At 73.6% G+C, this 26,399-nt stretch carries 24 protein-coding genes; 10 read left to right on the top strand and 14 right to left on the bottom strand.

Annotation, left to right across the window (positions count from 1 at the left end; translation table 11 throughout):
- Nucleotide 1: 1 nt before the first annotated feature.
- From phnK to phnG, 5 genes are read right to left on the bottom strand one after another with little or no spacing between them, the layout of a single operon-like run.
- A complete protein-coding gene (phnK, locus tag G407_RS0112500) occupies nucleotides 2-778 on the bottom strand; it encodes a phosphonate C-P lyase system protein PhnK (RefSeq protein ID WP_029031065.1) in 777 nt (258 codons plus the stop codon).
- Nucleotides 771-1,709: an alpha-D-ribose 1-methylphosphonate 5-phosphate C-P-lyase PhnJ gene (locus G407_RS27470; RefSeq protein WP_052341306.1), complete on the bottom strand. Its 939-nt coding sequence runs from the start codon at nucleotides 1,707-1,709 to the stop codon at nucleotides 771-773. Before G407_RS27470 ends, phnK begins: the two co-directional genes overlap by 8 nt.
- Complete coding sequence (locus G407_RS0112510; protein ID WP_029031066.1) at nucleotides 1,706-2,815, bottom strand: carbon-phosphorus lyase complex subunit; 1,110 nt, start codon at nucleotides 2,813-2,815, stop codon at nucleotides 1,706-1,708. The genes G407_RS27470 and G407_RS0112510 overlap by 4 nt, the downstream gene beginning before the upstream one ends.
- 7 nt (nucleotides 2,816-2,822) lie before the next feature.
- Nucleotides 2,823-3,464, bottom strand: a complete 642-nt coding sequence (gene phnH, locus G407_RS0112515; RefSeq protein ID WP_052341307.1) for a phosphonate C-P lyase system protein PhnH — start codon at nucleotides 3,462-3,464, stop codon at nucleotides 2,823-2,825.
- A gap of 1 nt (nucleotide 3,465) precedes the next feature.
- Nucleotides 3,466-3,924, bottom strand: coding sequence for a phosphonate C-P lyase system protein PhnG (gene phnG, locus G407_RS0112520; protein ID WP_084327497.1), 459 nt, complete (start codon nucleotides 3,922-3,924; stop codon nucleotides 3,466-3,468).
- Nucleotides 3,925-4,008: 84 nt separating this feature from the next.
- Here phnG and phnF point away from each other — a divergent pair, with 84 nt between their 5' ends.
- Nucleotides 4,009-4,767, top strand: coding sequence for a phosphonate metabolism transcriptional regulator PhnF (phnF, locus tag G407_RS0112525; protein ID WP_029031069.1), 759 nt, complete (start codon nucleotides 4,009-4,011; stop codon nucleotides 4,765-4,767).
- A gap of 13 nt (nucleotides 4,768-4,780) precedes the next feature.
- On the opposite strand, the gene G407_RS0112530 is transcribed toward phnF, so the two are convergent.
- Complete coding sequence (locus G407_RS0112530; RefSeq protein ID WP_029031070.1) at nucleotides 4,781-5,398, bottom strand: LbetaH domain-containing protein; 618 nt, start codon at nucleotides 5,396-5,398, stop codon at nucleotides 4,781-4,783.
- A 179-nt stretch (nucleotides 5,399-5,577) separates the two neighbouring features.
- Here G407_RS0112530 and G407_RS0112535 point away from each other — a divergent pair, with 179 nt between their 5' ends.
- The gene (locus G407_RS0112535; RefSeq protein ID WP_043539661.1) at nucleotides 5,578-6,021 is read left to right on the top strand and encodes an NUDIX hydrolase; all 444 of its coding nucleotides are present in this window, start codon (nucleotides 5,578-5,580) and stop codon (nucleotides 6,019-6,021) included.
- On the top strand, nucleotides 6,018-6,419 hold the full coding sequence (locus G407_RS0112540; RefSeq protein ID WP_029031072.1) for a TIGR02301 family protein: 402 nt from the start codon (nucleotides 6,018-6,020) through the stop codon (nucleotides 6,417-6,419). Before G407_RS0112535 ends, G407_RS0112540 begins: the two co-directional genes overlap by 4 nt.
- Nucleotides 6,420-6,438: 19 nt before the next feature.
- On the opposite strand, the gene mutM is transcribed toward G407_RS0112540, so the two are convergent.
- A complete protein-coding gene (mutM, locus tag G407_RS0112545; RefSeq protein ID WP_029031073.1) occupies nucleotides 6,439-7,323 on the bottom strand; it encodes a bifunctional DNA-formamidopyrimidine glycosylase/DNA-(apurinic or apyrimidinic site) lyase in 885 nt (294 codons plus the stop codon).
- 140 nt (nucleotides 7,324-7,463) lie between these two features.
- On the opposite strand from mutM, the gene ubiE reads away from it, so the two are divergent.
- From ubiE to xylB, 3 genes are read left to right on the top strand one after another with little or no spacing between them, the layout of a single operon-like run.
- Nucleotides 7,464-8,216: a bifunctional demethylmenaquinone methyltransferase/2-methoxy-6-polyprenyl-1,4-benzoquinol methylase UbiE gene (ubiE, locus tag G407_RS0112550; RefSeq protein ID WP_029031074.1), complete on the top strand. Its 753-nt coding sequence runs from the start codon at nucleotides 7,464-7,466 to the stop codon at nucleotides 8,214-8,216.
- Between the two features lie 13 nt (nucleotides 8,217-8,229).
- Nucleotides 8,230-9,795, top strand: coding sequence for a 2-polyprenylphenol 6-hydroxylase (gene ubiB, locus G407_RS0112555; RefSeq protein ID WP_029031075.1), 1,566 nt, complete (start codon nucleotides 8,230-8,232; stop codon nucleotides 9,793-9,795).
- A gap of 50 nt (nucleotides 9,796-9,845) precedes the next feature.
- The gene (gene xylB / locus G407_RS0112560) at nucleotides 9,846-11,321 is read left to right on the top strand and encodes a xylulokinase (RefSeq protein ID WP_029031076.1); all 1,476 of its coding nucleotides are present in this window, start codon (nucleotides 9,846-9,848) and stop codon (nucleotides 11,319-11,321) included.
- 6 nt (nucleotides 11,322-11,327) lie between these two features.
- Here xylB and G407_RS0112565 read toward each other — a convergent pair whose 3' ends face one another.
- A complete protein-coding gene (locus G407_RS0112565; protein ID WP_029031077.1) occupies nucleotides 11,328-12,533 on the bottom strand; it encodes an ROK family transcriptional regulator in 1,206 nt (401 codons plus the stop codon).
- Nucleotides 12,534-12,694: 161 nt separating this feature from the next.
- On the opposite strand from G407_RS0112565, the gene G407_RS0112570 reads away from it, so the two are divergent.
- The 3 genes from G407_RS0112570 to G407_RS0112580 all read left to right on the top strand — a co-directional run bounded on the left by G407_RS0112570 (nucleotide 12,695) and on the right by G407_RS0112580 (nucleotide 15,770).
- Entirely contained in the window at nucleotides 12,695-13,720 is a 1,026-nt protein-coding gene (locus G407_RS0112570; protein WP_029031078.1) for a substrate-binding domain-containing protein, read from the top strand.
- Nucleotides 13,721-13,959: 239 nt separating this feature from the next.
- A complete protein-coding gene (locus G407_RS0112575) occupies nucleotides 13,960-14,997 on the top strand; it encodes an ABC transporter permease (protein ID WP_029031079.1) in 1,038 nt (345 codons plus the stop codon).
- A complete protein-coding gene (locus G407_RS0112580; RefSeq protein WP_043539662.1) occupies nucleotides 14,994-15,770 on the top strand; it encodes an ATP-binding cassette domain-containing protein in 777 nt (258 codons plus the stop codon). The genes G407_RS0112575 and G407_RS0112580 overlap by 4 nt, the downstream gene beginning before the upstream one ends.
- Before the next feature lie 87 nt (nucleotides 15,771-15,857).
- Here G407_RS0112580 and G407_RS0112585 read toward each other — a convergent pair whose 3' ends face one another.
- Both G407_RS0112585 and G407_RS0112590 read right to left on the bottom strand, forming a co-directional pair.
- Complete coding sequence (locus G407_RS0112585; protein ID WP_029031081.1) at nucleotides 15,858-16,712, bottom strand: phasin family protein; 855 nt, start codon at nucleotides 16,710-16,712, stop codon at nucleotides 15,858-15,860.
- A 92-nt stretch (nucleotides 16,713-16,804) separates the two neighbouring features.
- On the bottom strand, nucleotides 16,805-17,245 hold the full coding sequence (locus tag G407_RS0112590; protein ID WP_029031082.1) for a phasin family protein: 441 nt from the start codon (nucleotides 17,243-17,245) through the stop codon (nucleotides 16,805-16,807).
- A 262-nt stretch (nucleotides 17,246-17,507) separates the two neighbouring features.
- Here G407_RS0112590 and G407_RS27475 point away from each other — a divergent pair, with 262 nt between their 5' ends.
- The gene (locus tag G407_RS27475; protein ID WP_169728783.1) at nucleotides 17,508-20,726 is read left to right on the top strand and encodes an ATP-binding protein; all 3,219 of its coding nucleotides are present in this window, start codon (nucleotides 17,508-17,510) and stop codon (nucleotides 20,724-20,726) included.
- Between the two features lie 10 nt (nucleotides 20,727-20,736).
- On the opposite strand, the gene G407_RS0112600 is transcribed toward G407_RS27475, so the two are convergent.
- From G407_RS0112600 to G407_RS0112615, 4 genes are all read right to left on the bottom strand, one after another.
- On the bottom strand, nucleotides 20,737-22,020 hold the full coding sequence (locus G407_RS0112600; protein WP_029031083.1) for an MFS transporter: 1,284 nt from the start codon (nucleotides 22,018-22,020) through the stop codon (nucleotides 20,737-20,739).
- 293 nt (nucleotides 22,021-22,313) lie between these two features.
- Nucleotides 22,314-23,933 (bottom strand): thiamine pyrophosphate-binding protein, encoded by a 1,620-nt coding sequence (locus tag G407_RS0112605; protein WP_029031084.1) that lies wholly within the window; start codon nucleotides 23,931-23,933, stop codon nucleotides 22,314-22,316.
- A 23-nt stretch (nucleotides 23,934-23,956) separates the two neighbouring features.
- The gene (locus G407_RS27480) at nucleotides 23,957-25,321 is read right to left on the bottom strand and encodes a tetratricopeptide repeat protein (protein WP_052341309.1); all 1,365 of its coding nucleotides are present in this window, start codon (nucleotides 25,319-25,321) and stop codon (nucleotides 23,957-23,959) included.
- A gap of 141 nt (nucleotides 25,322-25,462) precedes the next feature.
- A complete protein-coding gene (locus tag G407_RS0112615) occupies nucleotides 25,463-25,660 on the bottom strand; it encodes a hypothetical protein (protein WP_029031085.1) in 198 nt (65 codons plus the stop codon).
- Between the last annotated feature and the right edge of the window lie 739 nt (nucleotides 25,661-26,399).

The following is a 26,399-nucleotide window of genomic DNA, read 5'->3' on the forward strand; positions in this document are numbered from 1 at the left end:
CTCACGCCGCCAGCACGGACGAGACGAGCAATTGCGTGTAGGGCTCGCGCGGATCGTCGAGCACCTGGTCGGTGAGCCCCGTCTCGATGACGCGACCCTGGCGCATCACCATGATCCGGTGCGACAGGAGGCGCGCCACCGCGAGGTCGTGCGTGACGATGACGACCGCGAGCCCCAGCTCGGCGACGAGGCCCCGGATCAGGTCGAGGAGGCGGGCCTGGACGGAGACGTCGAGGCCCGACGTCGGCTCGTCCATCAGCACGAGCCGCGGATGGGTGACGAGGTTGCGGGCGATCTGCAGGCGCTGGCGCATGCCGCCCGAGAACGTGGTCGGCCGGTCGTCGATGCGCCCGACGTCGATCTCGACGCGCGACAGCCAGTCCTCGGCGGTGGCGCGGATCCGCCCGTAGTGCCGCTCGCCGATCGCCATCAGCCGCTCGCCGACGTTCCCGCCGGCGGAGACGCGCATGCGCAGGCCCTGGCGCGCGTCCTGGCGGATGAAGCCCCAGTCGGTGCGCATCAGCACGCGCCGGCGCGCCTCGTCGAGGTCGAACAGGCTCTCCACCGAGCCGTCGCGCATGCGGTAGGAGACGGAGCCCGCCGTGGGCTCCATCTCCGTCGAGAGCACCGACAGCAGCGTCGACTTGCCGGAGCCCGATTCGCCCACGATGGCCAGGACCTCGCCGGGAAAGATCTCGAAGGAGACGTCGGTGCAGCCGACATGGCCGCCGTAGAGCTTCGTCAGGCCCCGGGCCTCGATGAGCGCGCCCTCACGCATCGGTCGTCTCCCCGTCGACGGTGCCGTCGGCGAGCATCGTCCCCCGATGCCCCGCCGCCCGGCGCTCCTCGCAATGGTCGCTGTCCGAGCACACGAACATGCGCCCGCCCCGGTCGTCGAGGATCACCTCGTCGAGGTAGACGCCGGTCCCCGCGCAGAGCGCGCAGGGCTCGGCGAAGCGCTGGACGGTGAAGGGATGGTCCTCGAAGTCGAGGGAGCGCACCCGCGTGTAGGGTGGCACCGCGTAGATGCGCTGCTCGCGCCCCGCGCCGAAGAGCTGGAGCGCCGGCGACATCTCCATCTTCGGGTTGTCGAACTTCGGCGTCGGCGAGGGGTCCATGACGTAGCGGCCGGCCACCTCCACCGGGTAGGCGTAGGTCTTGGCGATGTGCCCGTGGCGGGCGATGTCCTCGTAGAGCTTCACGTGCATGAGGCCGTACTCGGCGAGCGCGTGCAGCGTGCGCGTCTCCGTCTCGCGCGGCTCGAGGAAGCGCAGCGGCTCGGGGATCGGCACCTGGTAGACGAGCACCTGCCCCTCGGCGAGCGGCTCCTCGGGAATGCGGTGGCGGGTCTGGATCACGGTCGCCGCGCGGGTGCGGGTCGTAGTGGCGACGCCGGCCGTGCGTGCGAAGAACTTGCGGATCGAGACCGCGTTCGTGGTGTCGTCCGAGCCCTGGTCGATGACCTTGAGCACGTCGGAGGGGCCGATCACGGAGGCGGTCACCTGCACGCCGCCCGTGCCCCAGCCGTAGGGCATCGGCATCTCGCGCGAGGCGAAGGGCACCTGGTAGCCGGGGATGGCGATCCCCTTGAGGATCGCGCGGCGGATCATCCGCTTGGTCTGGTCGTCGAGATAGGCGAAGTTGTAGCCGGTCTCGAGGGCGGCGGGCGTGGAGTCGGATGTGGACGTGGTCGCGACGGCGGCGCTCATTCCGCGGCCTCCTTGTTCGCGTCGCGCTCCCGCCGTTCGGCGATCTCGGCGCGCATGCGGCGCACGAGGTCGAGCTCGGCCTGGAAGTCGACGTAGTGCGGCAGCTTCAGGTGCTCGACGAAGCCCGTGGCCTGGACGTTGTCGGCGTGAGCGAGGACGAATTCCTCGTCCTGCGCGGGGCTGGTGCGTTCCTCGTCGAGCTCGTCCGCCCGCAGCGCCCGGTCGACGAGGGCCATCGCCATCGCCTTGCGCTCGCTCTGCCCGAAGGCGAAGCCGTAGCCGCGGGTGAACTGCGGCGGCACCTCGGCGGATCCGACGAACTGGTTGACCATCTGGCACTCGGTGACGACGACCTCCCCGAGGGGCACCTCGAAGCCGAGCTCCTCGGGCACGAAGCCGACCTCGACCGTGCCGATGCGCACCTCGCCGACGAAAGGGTGGTTGCGGCCGTAGCCGCGCTGCGTCGAGTAGCCGAGCGCGAGGAGGAAGCCCTCGTCGCCGCGCGCCAGCGCCTGCAGGCGCAGGTCGCGGTCGGCGGGGAAGGCGAGCGGCGCACGGGTGAGGTCGGCGACGGGCGCGTCGTCCGCGGGGCGCGCCTCACGCTCGATCAGGTCCTCGCCGGCGAGCAGGTCGGTGACCCGCGGCATGCGCGCGGCCTCCTCCGCGACCGGGGCCTCCGGCGGGGGCGGGGGCTCGACGCCGGCGGCCAGCGCGAAGTCGATCAGGCGATGTGTGTAGTCGAAGGTCGGGCCGAGCACCTGGCCGCCCGGCAGGTCCTTGTAGGTCGCCGAGACGCGCCGGCGCACCCGCAGGGCCCCCGTGTCGACCGGCTCGGCGTAGCCGAAGCGGGGGAGCGTGGTGCGGAAGGCGCGCAGCAGGAAGATCGCCTCGATCAGGTCGCCGCGCGCCTGCTTGATCGCGAGCGCGGCGAGATCGCGATCGTAGAGCGACCCCTCGGTCATGACCCGGTCGACGGCGAGCGCGAGCTGCTCGGCGATCTGGTCCGTGCCGATCTCGGGCACGGAGCGATCCCCGCGCCGGGCGTCCGCGAGGAGCGCGTGGGCGTTGTCGATGGCGGCCTCGCCGCCCTTCACCGCGACGTACATGGTGCGCTCACTCCCTGATCGTGGTGGTGCGCGGCAGGCCGACGACGCGATCGCCGGCGGTGAGGATCACGTCGACGCCGCGGGGGAACAGCGCGCCGTTGGCTCGCCATCGGGCGACGAAGCCGTCCGGCAGGGGCGCGGCGTCGAGCCGCGCGGTCTCGCGGATGCCCGGGCCTTCGAGCACGAGGCCGCGGTCGGTCGCGAGCCGCTCGCAGGCGAGGACGAGGGTCGTCGAGCGGTCGGGGTAGGCGAGCTCGCCGAGCGCGAAGCGATCGAAGGGCGCCAGCGCGGCGGGATCGGACACGAGGGCGAAGGCGGCCTCGCGGCCGTCCGCGACGATCCGCGCGCCGGTGTGGAAGCGCAGCCATGCCGCCACGGCGGGCTTCGCCGCCAGCGGGGCGTCGAGCCAGAGCGGCGCCTCGTGATCGGCGAGCGTCAGCGCGATCGCGGCGAGCGCGGGGGACAGCGGCGCCGGCGGCGCGAGGCCGACCGGGAGCCGCTGCGGCGTGCCGGGCCGGGCGAGGGCCTCCATCACGGCGCGGAACGCGGCCTGGGCGTCGAGCACGGGATCGGCGAAGCCGGGCGAGAGGGCGTCCGCGGGGGCGGCGTTCCCGGGGGTCTCCTCGGGGGCGACAGGGACGGCGTGCATCTCAATCCTCCCCGCGGACCATGGTGAAGAAGTCCACCTTCGTCGCCGCGACCCGGCGTGCCTCCGCCGCACGCTCTGCCGCGACCCGCACGCCGATCGGCGCGAGCGCCGCCTCGACGGCGTCGGGCCGGGCCTGGAACAGCGCGTCGAGGATCGCGGCCTTGCGGGCGCGGGCGGCGTCGCGGCCGAGATGCCAGGCGAAGCCCGCCTCGCCCGACGAAAGCCGCACGGCCGCGCGCGTTACCGTGGCCTCGCCGGCGTTGAAGGGCCGGCCGTCGCCGCCGACGCGACCGCGCAGCATGACGAGCCCGGTCTCCGGCCGGCGCAGGTCGGCGACGGCGTCGGGCGGGCCGAGGGTGGCGAGGGCCGCGTCGAGCTCGTCGGCCCGGGCGAGGGCGCACAGCGTCATCGCGGCACGGCGGGCGGCGATATCCGGCGAGGATGTGGCGTCGGGTGTCATGCGCCGCTCCGGAAGGGCTTGGCGGGATGTGTTGTCTAGTGATATAGACAACCATTCAACCGGGTCAAATGAAGTTTCGATGACATGCCCGTCTCCGATCGCGCCGCGCCGCCGGACCCCGCCTCCCTCGTCCGCGGCGAGGGCGTCGCCGCCTGGCGGCAGATCGTCGACGGGCTCGAAGCCGACGTCGCCGCGGGCCGCCTCGCACCCGGCGACCGGCTTCCCGCCGAGACGCAGCTCGCCGAGCGCTTCGGCGTGAACCGGCACACGGTGCGCCGGGCGCTCGGCGTGCTGTCCTCGCGCGGGCTCGTGCGCGCGACGCAGGGTCGCGGCACCTTCGTCGAGGCCCGCCCGCTCGCCTACCCGATCGGCCCGCGTACCCGCTTCACCGAGATCGTCGCGGGCGCCGGGCGGCAGGCGTCCGGGGAACTGATCTCGGCCCGCGAGCGCCGGGCCGACGCGTGGATGGCGGAGCGGCTGGGGGTCGCGGAAGGCGCGCCGGTGCTCGAGCTCGTGACCACGCGATCCGCCGACGGATCGCCGATCGCGCTCGCCACCAACGTCTTCCCGCTCCCCCGCTTCGCCGGCCTCGACGCCCGCTTCCGCGAGACCGGCTCGCTCACGCGCGCCTATGCACTGATGGGAGTCGGCGACTACCGCCGCCTCGCCAGCACGGTCTCCGCGCGCCCCGCCGGCGGGGACGACGCGGCCGCCCTCGACCTCGTTCCGGGGCGCATCCTGCTCGTGCTCGAGAACGTCAACGTCGATGCGCACGGCGCGCGCATCCAGGCGACGCGGGCGCTGTTCCCGGCGGACCGGGTGGAGATGGTGATGGAGTGGTGAGGTGGCCCGACCCTCACCCCCCGTGCCGCTCCAGGAACGCCTCCACCTCGAGCCTCCGGAAATCCCCGAGCGCCCGCCGCAGCCGCTCGTGGTCCCAGTCCCACCAGGCGAGCGCGAGGAGGCGCTCGGAGACGGCTTCCGGGAAGCGGCGGCGCATCGGGCGCGCCGGGTTTCCGACGACGATCGTGTAGGGGGCGACGTCCTTCGTGACGATCGCGCCGGCGCCCACCACCGCGCCCGTGCCGACGGTGCGCCCGGGCAGGATCACCGCGCCGTGGCCGATCCAGACGTCGTGGCCGATCGCGACCGGGAACGAGCGGCGCCAGGCGAAGAGCGCCGCCTCGTCCTCCTCCACGTCGGGCCAGTAGGCCGAGGCGCGGTAGGTGAAGTGCGCCTGGCTCGCCCGCTCCATCGGGTGGTTGCCCGGGTTGATGCGCACGGCGCGGGCGATCGAGGTGAACTTGCCGATCGTGGTGTAGGCCACCTCACCGTCCTCGACGATGTAGCTGTAGTCGTCGAGCACGCTCTCGACGAGCCGCGTGCGCGCGCCGACCTCGGTGAAGCGGCCGAGCCGGCTCTCGACGATGCCGGCGTCGGGGTGGACGAGGGGCGTTTCGGACAGGCGTTTCATCGGCGGGCTCCGGGCAGCGGCGGGCGCACGTGGCCACGCGGGTGACGGCGAGCCGGGTTCCTAGCGCACGTCTCCGACGGTTCGGTGACGACGCACGCGCCTTCCGCGAAATTCCCGTCGAGATCCCGCCCGAAATCCCGCTCTTGCCCTTCGCCGCCGGATTGGCGACAAACCGGTCCGTGACAGACGATCGCCTCGCCCCCACCCGACCCTTCCTCGCCGCGAGCGTCGCCGTCGTGCGCGACGGGCGGGTGCTGCTGGCCGCCCGCGGCAAGGAGCCGATGCGCGGGCTCTTCACGCTGCCGGGCGGGCTCGTCGAGGTGGGCGAGACGCTCGCCGAGGCCGCCTTGCGCGAGCTGCACGAGGAGGTGGGCGTCGCGGCTTCCGTCATCGGGCCGATCCGCCCCGTCGAGATCATCCTGCGCGACGAGGCCGGGCGGGTCGCCTCGCACTTCGTCATCCAGGCCCATGCCGCGCATTGGCGCGCCGGCGAGGGGGAGACCGGCCCCGAGGCGCTGGACGTCCGCTGGGCCGACGCGGCGGAGGCCGAGCGCCTGCCCACCACGCCGGGCCTGCCGGACATCGTGCGTGCGGCGATCGCCATGGCGGAGGCGACGCGATGAGGCGCCTCTTCGCCCCGGCGCTCGCCGCGCTGCTCCTCGCCGCGGCCCCGGCTCCCTCGAGCGCGCAGGACGCGCCGCCCGCGGAGCAGGTTCCCGCACCGGCTCCCGCCTACGAGCCCGAGCTCCTGCGGCTCTCCGAGGTGATGGGCGCGCTCGCCTTCCTGCGCGACCTGTGCGGCGCGGCGGACGCAGCCGAGTGGCCGGCGCGCATGCAGGGCCTCATCGACGCCGAGGGCGAGACGCGCGCCCAGCGGCTCGCCGGAGCCTACAATCGCGGCTACCGCGCCTTCGCGCTCACCTACCGCGTCTGCACGCCGGCCGCGGAGCGCGCGATCACGGGCTACCTCGTCGAGGGCGAGCGCCTCTCCCGGGCGGTGGCGCGGCGTTTCGGGGGCTGACGCCGCGCGGCTGGCGCGCTCACCGCGGCTGGCAGCGGGCGCAGTAGAAGGTGGAGCGGCCCGATTGGACGATCCGCTCCACAATCCCGCTGCAGCCCGGCGCCGCGCAGGGCTCGCCCTCCCGGTCGTAGACCTTGAATCCGTGCTGGAAATAGCCGAGCGAGCCGTCGGCATGGGCGAAGTCGCGCAGCGTCGAGCCGCCGGCGGCGACGGCCTCGTTCAGCACCGCGCGAATCTCCTGCGCCAGCCGATGCGCGCTCGCGCGCGGGCGCCCGGTCCTCGTCGCGACGATTCCCGCCGGCGCCTCCGGATGCAGCCCCGCGCGGTGGAGCGCCTCGCAGACGTAGATGTTGCCGAGCCCCGCGATCAGCCGCTGGTCCAGGAGCGCGGCCTTGAGCGGGGCGATCTTGCCGCGGAAGAGCGCCGCCAGGGTCTCGCCCGACAACGCGTTCCCCAGAGGCTCGATGCCGAGCCCGGCGAAGTGCTTGCACGCGGCGAGCCCCGTCGAGGGCACGAGGTCCATGTAGCCGAAGCGGCGCACGTCGTTGTAGGTGACCCGCGCGCCGGTGTCGAAATCGAAGACGACGTGGTCGTGCAGCGGCATCGTGCCCGGCGCGTAGTGGAACTCGCCCGGCGTGATCACCCCGTGGGCGTGCTCCACGGTGAAGCGGCCGGTCATGCCCAGGTGCATGATCAGGCTCTCGCCCGTTGAGAGATCCGCGACGAGGTACTTCGCCCGGCGCGACAGCGCCTCGACCCGCGCGCCTGCCAGGCGTGCGGGAAAGCGCGGCGGGAAGGGAAAGCGCAGGTCCGCGCGGCGCTGGTCCACCTTCGTGAACCGCGCGCCCACCATGGCGGGCTCGAGCCCACGGCGGACGGTCTCGACTTCGGGAAGCTCGGGCATATGTCTCGGCGTCGGGTGCGTGTCGCGGGGGCGCGCGGGTGGGAAAAGCGGCCCGCGCGCCTAGATCAGATAGCCTCGGCCCGCGCCTTTCGCTATGTCTCCCGGCGACGCGGGGCGCGAGCGCGAGAACGGTGGACGCGATGGTGGACGAGACGACGACCCATTTCGGCGAGAGGACGATCCCGCTCGAGGAGAAGCAGGGCCTCGTCGACGACGTGTTCCGCTCGGTGGCGCGCCGCTACGACCTGATGAACGACCTGATGTCCGCGGGCCTCCACCGGGCCTGGAAGGACGCGATGGTCGTGTCGCTGCGCCCGGCGCGCACCCGCCCCTTCGCCCATCTGGACGTCGCGGGGGGCACGGGCGACGTCGCCTTTCGCGTGCTCGACGAGGCCGGGCCGGCGGCGCGGGTCACGGTCCTCGACATCAATCCCGAGATGCTGGCGGTGGGCCGCGATCGGGCGGGGGCGCGCTACGGCTCGCGCGCCACCTTCGTCGATGGCAACGCCGAGGTCCTGCCCTTCCCCGACAAGAGCTTCGACGCCTACACGATCGCCTTCGGCATCCGCAACGTGCCGCGCATCGAGGCGGCGCTCGCCGAGGCGCACCGCGTGCTGAAGACCGGCGGACGCTTCCTGTGCCTCGAGTTCTCGATGCCCGACATCCCGGGCTTCGACCGGATCTACGACGCCTATTCCTTCAACGTCATCCCGCGCATCGGCAAGGCCGTGACCGGGGATGCGGAGAGCTACCGCTACCTCGTCGAGTCGATCCGCCGCTTCCCCACGCCGGGCGTCTTCGCCGACATGATCGAGGAGGCGGGCTTCCGGCGCGTGTCGCACCGGCCGATGACCGGCGGCATCGTGCGCCTGCATTCGGGCTGGAAGATCTGATGGGCGCGCGCTCGTGATCGGTGCCGCCGTCCATATCGCGCGCATGGCGCGCGCCGGGTTCGTGCTCGCCCGCGAGGGCGCGCTCGGCCTCGTCGACCCGTCCGTCCTGCCGCCGCTGCCGCGGCTCGGGCTGAAGCTCGCCCGCCTCGTCGAGCGCATGGACGCGGGGTCGTCGCGCAGCCGCCTCTCGGCGGCGCTCGTGCGGCTCGGGCCGTCCTACGTGAAGTTCGGCCAGTTCCTGGCGACGCGCCCCGACATCGTCGGCTTCCAGGCCGCGCGCGACCTCGAGAGCCTGCAGGACCGGCTGCCGCCCTTCCCGCGCGAGGAGGCGGTGCGCGTCGTCGAGGAGGCGCTGGGGCGCCCGATCGAGGCGATCTTCTCGCATTTCGGCGAGCCGGTGGCTGCCGCCTCCATCGCCCAGGTCCACCGCGCGGTGATGAAGACGCCCGAGGGCGGCGAGCAGGTGGTCGCGGTCAAGGTCGTGCGGCCCGGCGTTCGCCAGCGCTTCGCGCAGGACTTGCAGGACATGCGCTTCGCGGCGCGCGTCTTCGAGGGCTACGACCCGGAGGCGCGCCGCCTGAAGATGGTCGAGGTGGTGGAGACGTTGGCGCGCTCCGTCGTCATCGAGATGGACCTGCGGCTCGAGGCCGCCGCCCTCTCCGAGCTCGCCGACAACACCAAGACCGATTTCGAGTTTCGGGTGCCCAAGCCCGAGTGGGACCTCACCGATCGCGAGGTGCTCACCCTCGAGTGGATCGACGGCATCAAGCTCAACCGGCCCGAGGACATCGACGCCGCCGGGCACGACCGGGTGGCGCTGGCGCGCATCGTCATCCAGAGCTTCCTGCGCCAGGCGATCCGCGACGGCTTCTTCCACGCCGACATGCACCCGGGCAACCTCTTCGTCGACGCGCGCGGGCGGCTCGTGGCGGTGGACACCGGCATCATGGGCCGGCTCGGGCACCGCGAGCGGCGGTTCCTCGCCGAGATCCTGCTCGGCTTTATCCAGCGCGACTACGTGCGCGTGGCCGAGGTGCATTTCGAGGCGGGCTACGTGCCCCCGCGCCATTCCGTGCTCGATTTCGCCCAGGCCATCCGCGCCATCGGCGAGCCGATCCACGACCGGCGCGCCGACGAGATCTCCATGGCCCGCGTGCTGGCGCTGCTGTTCGAGGTCACCGCCATCTTCCAGATGCAGACGCGCACCGAGCTCGTCATGCTGCAGAAGACCATGGTCGTGGTCGAGGGCGTCGCGCGACGCCTCGACCCGCATCTCGACATGTGGACCATCGCCGAGCCGGTGGTGCGCGAGTGGATCGAGCGCAACCTCGGCCCCATCGGCAAGATCGAGGACGTCGGCCGCGGCGCCCGCACGCTCTTCGGCGTGCTCCAGGATCTGCCGGACATCGCGGTGCGCGCCGAGCGGCTCCTGGTGCAGCTCGAGCAGGGCACCGAGCGCGGCATCGCGCTCGCGCCCTCGTCCATCGAGCGCGCCGGCGAGGCGGCGGCGGGCCGCGGCCGGGCGCTGGTGATCGGGGTGTGGGTGATCGCGATCGCGCTGGTGGTTTCGCTGTTCTGAGCGAGGGCGCGGCGCTTGCGGACGCGAAAGCGGCGCGCTCTTCTGCGCGGATGAACCACGCTCCCACCTTCCTCGGCCTCGACCTCGGCACCTCCGCCCTCAAGGCCGTGCTCGTCGACGAGGCGCAACGCGTCCTCGCCAGCGCCGAGATCCCCCTCGACACGCAGCGCCCCCGCCCGCTCTGGTCGGAGCAGGATCCCGACACCTGGTGGGACGCCGCTGTCGCCGCGCTCGCCGCTTTGCGCGCACAGGCGCCCGACGCCTATGCCGCGACCCGCGCCATCGGCCTCTCCGGCCAGATGCACGGCGCGACGCTGCTCGACGCCGGCGACCGCCCGATCCGCCCGGCGATCCTGTGGAACGACGGCCGCGCGCACGAAGAGGCGGCTTCGCTCGCGGCCGGGCACCCGGGTCTCGCCGCGACCGTCGGCGTGAAGCCGATGCCCGGCCTCGGCGCGCCGAAGCTCGCCTGGCTCGCCCGGCACGAGCCGGAGGCCTTCGCCCGCATCCGCACCGTCCTCCTGCCGAAGGACTACTTGCGCCTGCGCCTCTGCGGGGAGCGCGCCACCGACATGTCGGACGCCGCCGGGACCTGGTGGCTCGACCAGGCGCGCCGCGACTGGTGCGACGCGGCGCTCGCCGCCGGCGGCCTCGACCGCGCGCGCATGCCCCGTCTCGTCGAGGGCACGGAGCCGACGGGCGTCGTGAGGCCGGCGATCGCGGCGCAGCTCGGCCTCACCGAGGGCGTGATCGTCGCGGGCGGCGGGGGCGACGTGGCGGCGGGGGCGGTGGGCCTCGGCGCGGTGGACGAGGGCGCGGCGTTCGTCTCGCTCGGCACCTCGGCGCAGATCTTCGTCGCGAGCGCGGCGTATCGCGCGGCGCCCGACGCCCTCGTCCACGCCTTCTGCCATTGCGTGCCGCAGCGCTGGTTCGCCATGGCGGCGATGCTGAACGGCGCGAGCGTGCTCGCCTGGGCCGCGCGCCTTCTCGGCCTCTCCGTCGCGGACGCCCTCGCCGCCGCCGCGCGCGAGCCCGACGGCCCGAGCCGCGTCCTGTTCCTGCCCTATCTCGCCGGCGAGCGAACCCCGCACGACGACCCGCACGCGCGCGGCGTGCTCGTCGGCCTCGACACGGATGGCGGCCCCGGCGCGGTGATGCGCGCCGTGCTCGACGGCCTCGTCCTCTCGATGGTGGACGGCCGCGACGCGCTCGCGGGCGCGGGCGTCGCGGTGCCGGGTGCGGGGCTGATCGGCGGCGGCGCGCGCAGTGCGTTCCTCGCGCGCCTGCTCGCCTCCGCCCTCGACGCGCCGCTGACGCGCTACAGCGGCGGCGAGGCCGGCCCGGCCGTCGGCGCGGCGCGCCTCGGCAGGATCGCGGCGACGGGCGCCTCGGTGGCGGAGATCGCGACGCCGCCGCCGATCCTCGACGTCACGGCGCCCGACCCGGCGCTGCGAGACGCCTATGCCGAGCGCCTGCCGCGCTGGCGGGCGCTGTACCGGGCGCTGCGGGAGGAGTTCCGGCGCTGAGCGCCTTCACGCCCGCATCAGCGTGTTCTGGTCGATCAGGTACCGCTCCGACAGCGCCAGCCCTGCCGCGCCGAGCGCCCGCGCGAGGGGGCCGATGCGGCCGGGCCGCAGCGTCGGGCGCGCGATGCCGGTGTCGGGCAGGTGCGCCACCTCCCGCGCCGTGGCCGAGATCAGCCTGTCACGCACCGCGGACGGGAAGATGCCGTCCACCACCGCCGTCTCGATCTCGACGAGGGCCGCGGCGGAGACGATCGCCATGGCGAGCGCCTCCGCGGCGCGGTCGATCCAGGCCGTCAGGTGCGGCTCGAAGGCGGCCCAGTCGCCGTCCGGGCGCCAGATGCCGGCGGTGTCGATCCCCGCCCGCTCGAGGCGTCGCTCGAGCAGGAGGAGCGAGGCCTCGTCGAGGAGCTGGCGCGGGCGTCCGTCGGGGCCGCGCAGCGGCAGCGAGCCGATGGCGGCGGCGTTTCCGGTGCGGCCGACGAAGAGGCCGTCGTTGAGGGCGAGCCCGCCGCCGACGAAGGTGCCGACGAAGATCGTCAGGGCGTCGCCCACGCGCTCGGCGCCGCCGAACAGCATCTCCGCCGCGCAGGCGGCGGTCGCGTCGTTGTGGAGCCCGACCGGGCAGCCGAGCCGGGCGGCGAGATGCCGGCGCACGTCCGCCTCCCGCCAATCGTCCATGACGCCCGGCGGCGCGCCGACGATGTCGCTCCAGCTCCAGATCTCGAAGGGCATTGCGATCCCGGCCCCCGCCAGCCGGCTCGCCCGGGCGCCGAGCTGGGCGACGAGCGCATCCGTCGTGTCGTCGATGAAGCGCGTCACCTGGGCGAGGCGTGGATAGGGATAGCCGATCGTCTCCCGCGCCCGCACCCGGCCCACGAGGTCGACCAGCACCACGTCCGTGGAGCGCCGCCCGATCTTCACGCCGATGGCGTAGGCGCCATCCGGGTCGAGCGACATCGGCACCGAGGGCTGGCCCACGCGGCCGCGCTGGGGCGCGCCGCGGCGCACGAGCCCGTCGGCCTCGAGATGGCGCACGATCACCGAGGCGGCCTGGGCCGAGAGGCCGGTGAGGCGGGCGATCTCGGTCTTGGTCAGCGGCCCGCCTCGCCACAGGAGCGAGAGAACGAGCCGCTCGTTGTAGGCGCGGACGCCCGTCTGGTTCGAGCCCCGATGCAGGGTCGAGGCGTCTCGTCTCGAGGGGCCGGCCAGCATGGTTCCGCATCTCTCCTCGCGCGCAGGATGCGCCGGCCCGGCGGACCGGTCAATAACTAAATCATAATGAATTAGTTATTGACAGCCGATGCGTGCCGGTGTGCACTCGGCGCACGGCCGCGACGAACGGTCGACAGGAAACGCCGACGGGAGGAGAGACGATGCGCAAGACGATCGCGTTCGCGCTGGCGGGTGTCGCCGGCGCGGCCCTGATGCAGGCCGCTCCGGCGGTGGCGCAGGAGACCACCGCCTGCCTGATCACCAAGACCGACGCCAATCCGTTCTTCGTGAAGATGCGCGAGGGTGCCGAGGCGGCCGCCGCCGAGAACGGGATCGAGCTGCAATCCTATGCCGGGCGCATCGACGGGGACGTCGACAGCCAAATCCAGGCGATCGAGTCCTGCATCGCGGCCGGCGCCAAGGGCATCCTGATCACGCCCTCCGATTCTGCCGGCCTCGTGCCGCTCGTCGAGCAGGCGCGCGGGCAGGGCATCCTCGTCATCGCGCTCGACACGCCGTTCGAGCCCGCGAGCGCTGCGGACGCCACCTTCGCCACCGACAACCGTCTCGCCGGCGAGCTGATCGGCCGCTGGGCGGCGGCGCAGCTCGGGGACGCGGCGGCGGACGCGAAGATCGTCTCGCTCGACCTCAACGCCATGACGCCGAGCGTGGACTACCTGCGCAATCAGGGCTTCCTCGCCGGTTTCGGGGTCGACGTGAAGGACCCGAACGTCATCGGCGACGAGGACGACCCGCGCTATGTCGGCCGCGACGTGACCAACGGCAACGAGGAGGGCGGGCGCACCGCCATGGAGAGCCTGCTCCAGGCACATCCCGACCTCAACGTGGTCTACACGATCAACGAGCCCGCGGCGGCGGGCGCCTACGAGGCCTTGCGCGCGGTCGGGCGCGAGGACGAGGTGATGGTGGTCTCCGTCGATGGCGGCTGCCCGGGGGTGCGCAACGTCCAGGAGGGCGTCATCGGCGCGACCTCGATGCAGTTCCCGCTGCTCATGGCCTCGCTCGGCATCGACGCGATCGCGCAGTACGCGCAGGACGGCACCCTGCCCGAGCCCTCGCCGGGCCTCGACTTCTTCAACACCGGCGTCGAGCTCGTCACCGACCAGCCGGTGGAGGGGATCGAGTCGATGACGGCGGAAGAAGGCCTCGAGCGCTGCTGGGGCTGAGGCGTCGGCATCGTCCTGCACGCCCCACACCCCCGGCCCCTCTCCACGAGGGAGAGGGGAGCACGTCGCACCTGTCATCGGGCATGGCGGCCGGACGGTCGACGTCGTCGATTTCGGCCGCCACGGATCTCCCCTCTCCCTCGTGGAGAGGGGTCGGGGGTGTGGGGCGTCGCGGTCGGGCGATCCGTCGATGCAGCGCGAGCGGACCCGCCTGAGACTCGTACGATGAGGGAACGAGGATGCATCCGCCTGAGACCACCGCCGAGGGTCCCGCCTCCTTCGGGCACAAGCGCACCGCGCTCGGGCGCGTGCAGGCCTTCCTGCACGCCTACCCGACCATGGTGCCGGTCGTGGTGCTCGCTCTCTCGCTGGTCGCCTTCGGCTTCATCGCCGGCGAGCGCTTCTTCTCGCCGTTCAACCTGTCGCTGATCATGCAGCAGGTGACGGTGATCGGCATCCTCGCCGCGGCGCAGAGCCTCGTCATCCTCACCGCCGGCATCGATCTCTCGGTCGCCGCGATCATGGTGCTGACGACGGTCGCCATGGGCCAGCTCGCCGTCGAGCTCGGCCTGCCGGCGGGGATCGCGATCCCCATCGGCCTGATAGTGGGCATCGCCTGCGGCACGCTGAACGGGCTCCTCGTGACGCGGCTGAAGCTGCCGCCCTTCATCGTCACGCTCGGCACCTGGAACGTCTTCTTCGCGCTGAACCTCTGGCTGTCCGGCGCGCAGTCGATCCGCTCGCAGGCGATCGATGCCGAGGCGCCGGCGCTGAAAGTCTTCGGCCAGAGTTTCGGCCTGTTCGGGACGCAGTTCACCTTCGGCTCGATCCTGCTCCTCGTCCTGTTCGCGACGCTCTGGTACCTGCTCAACCGCACCGCCTGGGGCCGGCACGTCTACGCGGTCGGCGACGACAAGGACGCGGCCGAGCTCGCCGGCATCCGCACCGACCGGGTGCTCGTCTCGGTCTACGCGCTCGCCGGCCTCGTCTGCGCCATCGGCGCCTGGGCCGCCATCGGCCGGCTCGGCTCGATCTCGCCGCAGAGCTTCTACGAAGGGAACCTGCAATCGATCACCGCCGTGGTGATCGGCGGCATCAGCCTGTTCGGCGGGCGCGGCTCGATCATGGGGGCGCTGATCGGCGCGCTGATCGTCGGCGTCTTCCAGTCGGGGCTGCGGCTCGCGGGCGTGGACGTGCTCTGGCAGGTCTTCGCCATCGGCTGGCTGATCATCGTGGCGGTGGCGATCGACCAGTGGATCAGGAAGGTGGCGTCATGACCGAGCCCGTGCTTCTGGCCCGCAACCTGACCAAGCGCTACGGCCGCGTGGTCGCGCTGGACGGCGCCGATTTCGAGCTCCTTCCCGGCGAGATCCTCGCCGTCATCGGCGACAACGGCGCCGGCAAGTCGACGCTGATCAAGGCGCTCTCGGGCGCGGTGCAGCCCGATTCCGGGGAGATGCGGCTCATGGGCGAGCCCATGCTGTTCCGCTCGCCGATGGAGGCGCGCACGGCAGGGATCGAGACCGTCTACCAGACGCTCGCCTTGTCGCCCGCGCTCTCCATCGCCGACAACATGTTCCTCGGCCGCGAGATCAGGAAGGGCGGCCCGCTCGGCAAATGGCTCGGCGCGCTCGACCGCGGCGCCATGCGCAGGATCGCCCGCGAGAAGCTCTCCGAGCTCGGCCTGATGACCATCCAGGACATCGACCAGGCGGTGGAGACCTTGTCCGGCGGCCAGCGCCAGGGCGTGGCGGTGGCCCGCGCCGCCGCCTTCGGCTCCAAGGTCGTGATCATGGACGAGCCGACGGCGGCGCTCGGCGTCAAGGAGAGCCGGCGCGTGCTCGACCTCATCCTGGAGGTGCGCGCGCGGGGCCTGCCCATCGTGCTGATCTCGCACAACATGCCCCACGTCTTCGAGATCGCCGACCGCATCCACGTCCACCGGCTGGGCCGGCGGCTGTGCGTGGTGCGCCCGCAGGACGTGTCGATGTCGGATGCGGTCGCGTTCATGACCGGCGCGAAGGAGCCGCCGGCGGCGCTCGCGGCGTAGGATGCCGGCGGCGGCCCACCGGCGGCGTTCCGCGCGCGGGTCACGCCCGAGAGCGAAAGGTCGCCGCGGCGGCTCGCCTGCCCGGCCTCACCGCTTCGTCATCGCCTGGGTCAGCGGCCCGGTCGCCTCTCCGACGAGCTTCGTCGTGGTGTCGGCGATGGCGCGCAGGTGGGCGCTCGTGGTCTCGTAGGCCTGACGGGCGCCGGAGGTCTGGAGCTTCACCGCTTCCGACAGCGATCCCGCGGTGAGCGTCGAGCGCATCAGCGACAGCGTCAGGTCGGTGTTGGCGCGCATCAGGTCGAGCACCTGCGCGTTCAGCGCCGCCATCCCGCGGGACGCGGCCGTGGCGCTCTCGAAGCAGGCCTGGGCCAGCGCCTCGTTGCTCTCGCGGGCCTGCGTGTAGGCGGTCCGCGCGCCGTCGGCGCCGGTCTCGAGCAGGCGCCCGTAGGGCTTCACCAGCTCCTCGGCGGCCGGGATGTGGGCGATGCCGACCGCGGAGAAAGCCTCTCCGCGCGGATCCGGGGTCTCGTCCTCGACCGGGGTCGGGGCCGGGGAGACCGACGCGGCGGCGGGAGAGCGCGGCGCGAGGGACGGAGCCGGGATCTCGGCCGGCACGCGCGCGGCCGCAGGGGCAGGGGCAGGGACAGGAGCGGGGGCGGGATCGGCGGGGGGCGCGATCTCCGCCGCCTCGGTCGCCACGGGCTCGGGGCGCGGCGCGGCCGCGGCCTTGAGCGCGGCGGACTTCAGCGCCGTGGTCTTCGGGGCGGCGGCCCGGCGGGCCGGCTTCGGCGCCGGCGCGGCGGGGGCGGGCGCGGCGGCGACGGGAGGCTTCTCGGGGACGCGCGCCTTCGCGGGCGCGCCGCGCGGGGTCGTGCGGCGCGCAGGCGCCTTCGTCGACGCCGCGACCGCGGTCTTCGGCTTGCTCGTGGTCTCGTCGCTCATCGCTCGCTCCTCGTCTGCGCGCGCTCGTGCCCCGGCACGATCCCGGCGCGGTCGGCGCGCCGGAATCGTGCACCCGGGCTCGGAGCCGGTCCTCAGGCCTTCTTGGCGGGGCCGCCCGTCGGCGCGGCCTTGCCGGCCTGGGTGGTCGCGGCGGTCGCCGCGTCGCCGGCCTGCTTCATCGCCGCGCCGGCGTCGACGCCGAGCTGGCGCATCTGCTCCTGCATCAGCACGAACTGGGCCTGCATGAACTCCATCTGGAGCTTCATGGCCTCGGCCGGGTCCTTGGCGCGGATCATCTTCTGGGCGTGCTCGAAGCTCGCCTTGAGGTTGGCCTCGGCCATGCCGAACGTCTTCTCGCGCATGTCCTTGGGGTTCATGCCCATCCGCTCGGCGGGGGCATCGAAGCTCTCCATCGCGCGCGCGGCGGCGCTGACGAAGCCCTCCATGGCCATGCGGGCCTGCTCGACGCTGCGCTCGGCCATCTCGCGCATCTCGGCGGGGATCTCGAAGGTGGTGCTACGCTCGTTCGCCATGGCGATCCTCCATCGTTCGGCTGCACCGGCGCCGCGACGGCGGCCCGGATCGTTGTGCGGCGCAACATAACTCTTGTGCGCCGCAAAATCAACAGGTGGCCCGCGACGTTAAGGTTGATGCCGGCTTACCGCCGGGGGCGGGGATGCGTTGCGGGCCGACCTGCGTTAAACGATGGTTAAGTATGCGCCCGCGACCGCGTTCGCGAAAGGGTCGGGGCGGTGGACAGGGTGCCGAGCGATGGGCGAGGGCGGAGAGGCGAGGGTGGACGAGGCGGCGCGCGAGGCGCTCGTGGCCTTCGTCGCGCGGGCGGGGGCCGCGAGCCCGTTCGCCGTGCGCCCGGTTCTCGTCTGGAGCGCCGACGCGGGACGCATCCTGCACGCGTCCGAGGAGGCGCGCGCGCTCGCCGAGGCGCTCGTCGTCGATGCGCAGGGGCGCGTGCGTCCCGATCTCGCCGCGCGTGATCGCCTCGCCGCGCTGGCCGGCGGCCTCGCGCCCGAGGGCGCGGAGCGGCTCGAGCGCCTGCGCTTCCGGTCCGGGCGCCTCGCCGCACCGACCACGCTCGCCTGCCGTCGCCTGGTGCTGGAGACCGGCGAGACCGTGCTGCTGACGGCGTTCCTCGACAAGCTCCCGGTTCCGCCGCCCGTCGCGCGCGGGCCCGATGCCGTCGAGTCGCGGCCGGCGGAGGCCGCGCCTGCCGTCTCGGCGGAGGCGGAGCCGGGCGCCGATCCCGTGCGCGCCGCACCCGAAGACACGCTGCCCGACCTCGCCGCACCGGAGGACGCCGCGCGAGATCCGGAACCCGAGCCCGCGCCCGAGCCCGAGCCCGATCCGCTCGCCGAGGCGCGCGCGCGGCTCGCCGGGCGCGGCGTCGTGCGCTTCGTCTGGCGTGCGGACGCACAGGGGCGGGTGCGCGAGGTGTCGCCGGCGCTGGCCGACACGGTCGGCGTCGAGAGCGCCGCGATCGTCGGGCGCGACTTCGCCGAGATTCTCGACGACGTCGCCCGCGACCCGCGCGAGATCGTCGCCGCGCTCGTCGCCCGCGGCGAGACCTTCAGCGGCCGCACGGTGCTCTGGCGCGTCTCGGGGACGCCGGCCGCCGTCGAGATCGACCTCGCCGGCCTGCCGGCGAACGAGCGCGGCGGAGGCGGGCGCGAGATGCGCGGCTTCGGCCTGATCCGCACCGACGCGATCGTCCTCTTCCCGGCCCGTCCCGAGCCCGCACCGCAGGCGCAGGGCGTCGAGGAGCCGGCGACGGATCTCGATGGCGCGGAGCCGGACGTCGCCGGCTGCGAGGTCGCCGAGGCGGCCCCGCCCACCGTCGATGCCGACGCGCCGGAGAGGTTCGAGGGCGAGGCGCAGGGGCCGGAGGCGCAGGGGCTGGAGTTCGAGGAGCCGGAGGCGCAGGAACCCGAGGAGTCCGCGAGCCCCGAGCCCGAGCAGGTCGCCGAGCCCGAGCAGGTCGCCGAGCCGAAGCACGTCGCCGAACCCGGACACCCGGCCGAACCCGAGCCGGCCGCGCGCCTCGCAGCCGCCGAGGCGCTCGCGCCGCAGGCGCACTTCGCCGTCGCCGCGGGCGAGCGCTACGAGCCCACGGCCGAGCTCGCCGCGCCAGTTGCGCTCGCCTCTCTCTCCGCGCCCGCGCAGGGGCGGCTCGGCGAGGTGCAGCCGGACGCCGTCGCACCGCTCGCCGCCGCCGAGCCGCGGGAGGACCTCGCTCCCAGCGCGCCGGCGAACGACGTCGATCCCCGCGCGCCCGGTGGCGTCGACGTCCCGCAGGAGGCGCAGAGGCCGCCGGCGCCGTCCGCCGCCGGCCTGCGCCTGTCCCCCAGCGAGCACTCCGCCTTCCGCGAGATCGCCCGTGCGCTGGGCGCACGCTACGCCGGCGACGAGGAGCCCGAGAGCCGGCCGGCCGCCGCCGCCGCGGCCTCCGCCGTCGCGGCCTTCCCCCCGCGCCCGGCGCGGCCGGCCGGCGAACCGCTGGCCTCCGCGGCGCTGGAGCGCATCCCCCTCGGCGTCGTCGTGCATCGCGGGGAGGAGACGCTCTACGCCAACCGGCATCTGCTCGATCTCCTCGGCCATGCCGATCTCGACGCGTTCCGCGCCGCCGGCGGCGTCGCCGGCCTGGTGAAGGGCCGGCCCGGTGCGCTGGCGCGCGTCGAGGCGCTCGACCCCGCGCCGGTGGCGCTCGCCGGGAGGGACGGCGCCAGCTTCGCCGCCGAGGTGCGGCTCGGCACGCTCGAGCTCGAGGACGGTCCGGCGAGCCTCCTCGTGGTGCGCCGCCTGCCCGACGGCGACCCGGCCCATCGCGTGCGCGCGCTGGAGATCGAGGCGGCGCGCCGCGAGGCCGAGCTCGCCGAGCGCGACGCCATCCTCGACACGGCGACGGACGGCGTCGTCGTCGTCGACGGCGAGGGGCGCATCCACGCGCTCAACCGCGCGGCCCAGGCGCTGTTCGGGTACGAGGCGAACGAGATCGCCGGCGAGCCCTTCACGACGCTGTTCGAGACCGAGAGCCACGCCGCCGCGCTCGACTACCTCGCGAGCCTGGGGCGCGCCGGCGTCGCGAGCCTCCTCGACGGCGGGCGCGAGGTGCTCGGGCGCGTGCGCCAGGGCGGCGCCATCCCGCTCTTCATGACGCTGGGGCGCGTGAGCGACGGCGGCACGGGGGAGGACGAACGGGGGGAGCCGGCGCGCTTCTGCGCGGTGCTGCGCGACATGACCGCCTTCAAGCAGGCGGAAACCGAGCTGCTGGAGGCCAAGCGCGCCGCCGAGGCGGCGAGCGCGCAGAAGTCCGACTTCCTCGCCCGCATCTCGCACGAGGTGCGCACGCCCTTGAACGCGATCATCGGTTTTGCCGAGGTGATGCGCGAGGAGCGCTTCGGCGCCATCGGCAACGAGCGCTACAAGGACTATCTCGCCGACATCCACGCCTCGGGCCAGCACGTGCTGAGCCTGATCAACGACCTGCTCGACCTCGCCAAGATCGAGGCGGGGCGCATGGACCTCTCGTTCCGCGCGGTGGGCCTCAACGAGCTCGTCGGCGCCTGCGTCGCTCTGATGCAGCCCGAGGCCGCGCGCGAGCGCATCGTCATGCGCACGAGCCTCCTCGCCAAGCTCCCCCATGTCGTCGTCGACGAGCGCTCGCTGCGCCAGATCGTGCTCAACCTCCTCTCCAACGCCGTTCGCTTCACGGATCCCGGAGGCCAGGTCATCGTCTCGACGGCGCTGACCGACCGCGGCGAGGTCGCCTTCCGCGTGCGCGACACCGGCATCGGCATGTCCGAGGCCGAGGTCGAGGCGGCGCTCGAGCCCTTCCGCCAGCTGGCCACCTCCCGCCGCTCCGGCGGCACCGGGCTCGGGCTTCCCGTCACCAAGGCGCTGGTCGAGGCCAACCGCGGCGCGATGACGATCTCCTCGCGCAAGGGCGAGGGGACGCTGGTGGAGGTGACGTTCCCGGTGACGGTGGGGGCGGGAGGGTAGAGGGAGAACGCTAAAGCGCTCCTTCGCGAGTCACAGTCTCTGTTTCGGGCCAGCGACGCATTCCCCAGGTGTAGATCGCCCCGTATGTCCCGACGGCGAGCAGAGCGAGCCCGCAGAGCCCGACCACCAGTGGTGGAGCCAGGATGCTCAGCAGAACCGGCGCGCTGATCATCGCCACGCGCATGCCGAGATACTCCACGATGATCTTCACGCGACAGAGCTTCGCGACGTCCCCCCACTGGTACCGCGACTGGATGAGCTTCAGGAACGCGAGGTCCGCGGGTGGCGTGCCCGACGCAGCGAGCGCGGCGCACAGGAAAAGCCAGGCGGCCCCGAAGTCGAGGGACAGCAGAAGATAGCCGAAGCCGGCGACGAGCCGGCCCGCGGTGATGTACTTGGCCGGGTCTCGCAGCGGCATGCCGGACGTGAGGATATTGGCGGCGACGTTTCCCAGCCCATAGAACAGGACGGCGGTGCCGAACCCGCCCAGCCCACTCGCCTCGGAGCCGCCGGAGCTCGCCTCGAAGATCAAGGCGGTGGTGAAGATGAACCCGAGGTACCAGGCCCCGGCGTTCACGGCCTGCGACAGGAAGGTGAAGGCGAGGAGGGGAGATCGGGCCGCCACGACGAAGCCCCTGGTCGAGTCGCTCAGGAAGCTCGCGCGTCTCGCATCGCCGGTCTGCCCTCCGACTTGCCCCATCGAGGCGACCAGAACGGATGCGAGGACGAAACACGCTGCGGCGAATGCGAAAACGGTGACGCTGCCGCCCGCGAGCGCCACTGCGGAGGCTGCGATCGGGCCGGCGATGCGCGCCATCCGGAAGGTGCTGTCGACGAGGGCGTTCGCCCCGGCGCGCGCCTGTTCCCCGATGTCGAGCCGCGCGATGCCTCCGAAGGCCGCCGCGTCGATATGGGGGCGCGTCATCACGACGAGCGCGGCACCCGCCATGATCGTCCAGAGCGGCGCGTCCACGAAGACGAGGTAGACGGACGCCGCGCCCGCAACGGCGCGCGCGGCGTCCAGCAGGGCCAGCGTCCGGAAAGGCGGCGCCCGATCGAGAAGCGCGCCGCCGGCAATTCCGGAGAGAGCGGTGAGGAGGATCACGGCCGCGAGGTAGAACCCGCCGTCTATTCCCGCGCGTTCGACCACCGACCAGATCAGGGCGATGTTGAATGCCTCCGCTCCGAGAGCGCCGAGGCTGGTTCCTGCCCAGAGACGGCGCACGTTTCGATCGCGCAGCGGCTCCGTCGGAAACGACCAGGCGAGACGCCGCACCCATGCGAACCCGGCCATCCGACGTCTCCCGGTAGGCTTCCGAGCCTCGGCCTCGAACGATCGGAGGACGAGCGGGACGGCGTCGTCCGACGGGTCGACACGGTCGTGCGGAAAGCGTAGTCAAACCCGCTCGGGTAATCAAGATGTGTTCCGAGCACGCAACAGTAGGGTCTATTGTTTCGCCTCGGCTCGACACCCACGCCTTCGGCAGGGCTCGGTTGCCAGGGGCAGCCGACACCGATGCGTTCGCCGTCCTCGGGATTGCACCGTCTCTCACGCTGGCAGGACAGACGGTGGGCGCCACAGCCCCCTCAGAACGCCCCCCGATACCCCTCCTCCCCCACCTGCACCGCGATTACCCCGAACGTCTCACCCGCCAGGGCCTCCCCCAGCGCCGCCCGCAGCGCGCCCTCCGAGCCCACGTTCCACCCCCGCCCGCCGAACGCCCGCGCCACCGCGGCATAGTCGGTGGCTCCGAGCCCGACGCCGGCCCGCGCGAGCCCGGCCTGGGCCTGCTTCAGCGCGATCAGCGCCAGCGAGCGGTCCTGCAGGACGAGCACCGTCACCGGCAGCCCCTCGTCGCGCAGGGTGCCGAGCTCGCCCATCGCCATTTCGAGCCCGCCGTCGCCGATGACGGCGACCGCCGGGGCCTGCGGGCGGGCGAGGCGGGCGGCCATGGCGAGCGGGATCGCCGGGCCCATCGTGCACCAGCCGGCGGACTGGATCAGCGCGAAGGGGCGCGGCGCATTCCACATCTGCGAGAGCAGGATGCGGTGCGCGCCGGAATCGACGCCGACCGTCGCGTCCGCGGGCAGCGCCGCGGCCAGCGTCCGGAACACCGCGTGCGGGCCGAAGCCGTCCTGCGGCCCGGCGAAGGCGCCGGCGAGCGCCGCCCGCGCCGACGCGATCGCCTCCGCCCGGCCCCCGCGGCGCGGCGCGAGACCGTCCGCCAAAGCGTCCAGGACCGGCGCCACCGGACCCGGGAGGTGCGCGTCCACCCGGTGCATGCCGTGATCCACCGGCGCCTCGCCGATCTCGACGACGTGCGCGTCCTCCGCGAACGGGTCGAGCCAGCCCGGGCGCATCTCGATCGGGTCGTAGCCCACGCACAGGACGAGATCCGCCGCGCGCGCCAGCGGCAGCAGCACCGCGTCGGCCCTGGGCGAGAGACCGGCGGCGCCCAGCGCGAGCGGGTGCGCCTCGTCGATCAGGCCCTTGGCCTTGTAGGTCGTCACGACCGGCGCGCCCGCGGCCTCGGCGAAGGCGACGAGCGCGCCGGCCGCCCCGGCGCGCGCCGCCTCGAAGCCGGCCACGATCAGCGGCCGCTCGGCCGTCGCGACGCGCTCGCGCAGGGCGGCCAGCGCCGGGTCGTCGCGCGCGGGGGCGGGGAGGGCGCGCGTCGGCGCCGGCGCGATCGCCGCCTCCGGCGCCGGGTCCGCGCGCGCGGCGATGCCCGGCGCGAGGTCGAGATGGACAGGGCCCATCGGCGCCGTGGTCGCGAGGGCGATCGCCCGGCGCACGGTCGCCTGCGCGCTCCCCGGCTCGATCTCGAAGCTCCCCTTCACGAGCGGGCGCAGCAGCGCCGCCTGGTCGAGGATCTGATGCGTGTAGCGCCCGCGGATCTCGCGGTCGACGACGCCGGTGAGGACGACGAGCGGCGCGCGCTCCTGCGCGGCGTCGGCGATGCCGTTCACGGCGTTGGCGAGGCCCGGCCCGAGCGTGGTCACGAGCACGCCGGGCGTCCCCGTCAGCACGCCCACGCCCGCCGCCGCGATGGCGCCCGCGCTCTCGCCGCGCACGAGCAGGAAGCGCACGCCCGCCGCGCCGAGCGCGTCGACGAGGGTGACCACCTCGCCCCCGGGCATGCCGAAGGCGTGGCGCACGCCGTGCGCGTGCAGCGTGAGCGCCACGGTGTCGGCGACGCGTCTCATGGGGATCTCCTGGTTCGTCGATGTCACGTCGTGAGCGCCGGCTCGGCCCGCGGATGCGGCGCACCGGTCCCCGCCGCCCCGGTCCGGACGGCCGAGACCTGCGCCGCGAAGCGGTCGGGACGCCGCAGACGATGGCGGGTGGCGAGCACCGCGTCGAGGCCGTCGTGGCCCGGCGTCCGGGCGGCGCGCAGGGCGAGCGTGCGCAGGAAGACGTCGCGCTGGGCGTGGCTCCCGCCGATCGCGGGCAGCCGCCGGGCGATCCGCGCGAGCCGCGCCGGCGGCAGCGGGGCGTCGGACGCGAGCGCGCGGGCGAGGTCGAGCCCGACATGGCGCAGCACCTCCGCCTGCTCGCCGGCGCCTTCGGCCCGCACCTCGAGCGCGGCGAGGCAGGCCCGCGCGCCGGCCCCGTCGCCGGCGCCGAGGAGCGCGAGCAGCGTGTGGAGCGCGGCGAAGACGAGGGTCGCGTCGCACCGGCGCGCCTGCGCGACGCGACGCAGCTCCTCCCAGCGATCGCCGACGGGCACGCCCTCCTGCGCGAGGCGCCACAGCAGCGAGGCGGCGTTGGCGACGTCGCGGAAGTCGTCGCTGGGGCAGGGGCGCACCTCGCTGTCGTAGAGGGCGAGCACCGCATCGTGCGCGCCGCGCTCGAGATGGAACAGCGCGAGGTGCCAGGCGACGTGGAAGGCGAAGTTGTTGCAGCCGCTCCAGGCCGGCCGTGCGGCCTCGATCCAGGCGACGCCCTCGCCGACGCGCCCGTCAGTCTCCATCACGTGCGCGACGGCGTGCAATCCCCACGCGTCCGCCGGCTCGGCCGCGACGGCGCGCCGGCCGGCGGACTCCGCCTCGTGGAGCCGTCCCGCTTCCTCCAGCGCGAAGGCGCGGCAGCCGAGCGCGAAGCCGAAGCCCGGCGCCGCCTCGTCCCAGCGCGCGAGCGCCGCCGACGCGCCCGCGAGCATCCCGGGCAGGTCGCCCGCCATGAAGCGCAGGGACTGCGCGAGCTTGAGTGGCAGCAGCAGGCCGTCACGCGCGGCGCCGCACGCCTCGAGCCGCGCGGCGGCGGCGCGGAAGCGGCCGTCGAGCGCCATGGCGAGCGCCTCGACGAGCGCGACCTCCTCGGGCGTGCCGCCGCGGGCGCGTTCCAGAGCCGCCCGCGCCTGGGCGAGCGCCCGGCGGGCGGGTGCGTCGAGCTCGGCGCGGGCGAGGACGAGGCATGCGAAGCCCTCGAGCGCCCGGCCCGCGACGAGATCCGCATCCGCCGCGAGCGCCGCGGCCAGCGCCGGCGCTGCGCCGGGCCGATGTGCGGCCACGGCGAAGGTGGCATCGGCGAAGGCCGCCACCGCGGCGGGATCGTCGCAGGCGTGGCGCAGGCCGTATCGATCGGTGAGCATCGGCCACTCCCGCCGGGTCGGATGCGATGGGCGGGAGGCTAGCCCCTCCGGGAGGGCGGGTGAACGAGGCGGGCGATCACGAAGGGTGCGCGCGGCCTCACCTTCGCGTGAGACCGCTCGGCGGGGTTGCGGCGCCCCGTCTCAGGCCTCCTCGGCGACGACGGCGTCGGCGCGCAGGCGCCAGTCGCAGCGCTCGGCCAGCACGTAGAGACGCTCCGCCTCCTCGATCGCCGCGTCGCGGTCCTCGGCGAGCACCGTCAGCTCCTTCTGGACCGCGCGGTGCTCGTGCCCGGTGTCGTCCGAGATCGTCTTGTAGAACGTCACGCACCAGCGCGGCATGGCTTCCTCCGTCGTGAGACCAGTCGAGGAGGGAACGCGCGAGCGGCTGCAGCGTTTCGCGCCGTTGCGCCTCCGGTTCCGCTGCGACGCGAAAAAAGTTCGCGCGCGCTGTTGACCCGGCCGGCGGAGCCTCGTATACCCCGGCTCCCGACGCGGCGAGGCCTTCTCACGGAGGTTTCGGCGGATCGGGCAGCTCTTTGAAGCGTCGCGCGTTTTTCCGGCTTGCGGGCATTCCTTTCGGGGATTGCGCGGGGGATCGGGGGATGCCGGGTGGCGCTTTTCGGGTCTTCGGCGGGACGGCGAGAATTTCGTCGCGAACGCGGTTGACAGGGGGTTGGGGGATCGCTAGATAGCGCTCCTCACCGCGGCGGGGTCGCCCCGCCGGGTTCTCCGGACAGGATGTAGGGTGGAACGCCGATCCCGGTCGGTGCACCCGTCGTGTTCCGGATCGCTCTTTGACATTGTCGAGAAGGAAGAAGGAGAAGCGTGGGCGGCCTTTTCGTCCTTGCGGATCCGGTTCCGTGGCCTTGCGAGAGCGGGTCCGGGGTCGGATCGTGAGATGAGAGGCGTACTGCTCGCGACTTTTTCTGAAGGTCACATCGGCTCGTTCCGCGAGGAGCGGGTCGAACATGTGACCCTCGTCTATTTCGCTGAGTAGTGAAGCCTTTGGATCACATCTCTTCAACGTGAGAGTTTGATCCTGGCTCAGAGCGAACGCTGGCGGCAGGCTTAACACATG

This window comes from Salinarimonas rosea DSM 21201, from assembly GCF_000429045.1.
GTDB classification, from domain to species: Bacteria; Pseudomonadota; Alphaproteobacteria; order Rhizobiales; family Beijerinckiaceae; genus Salinarimonas; species Salinarimonas rosea.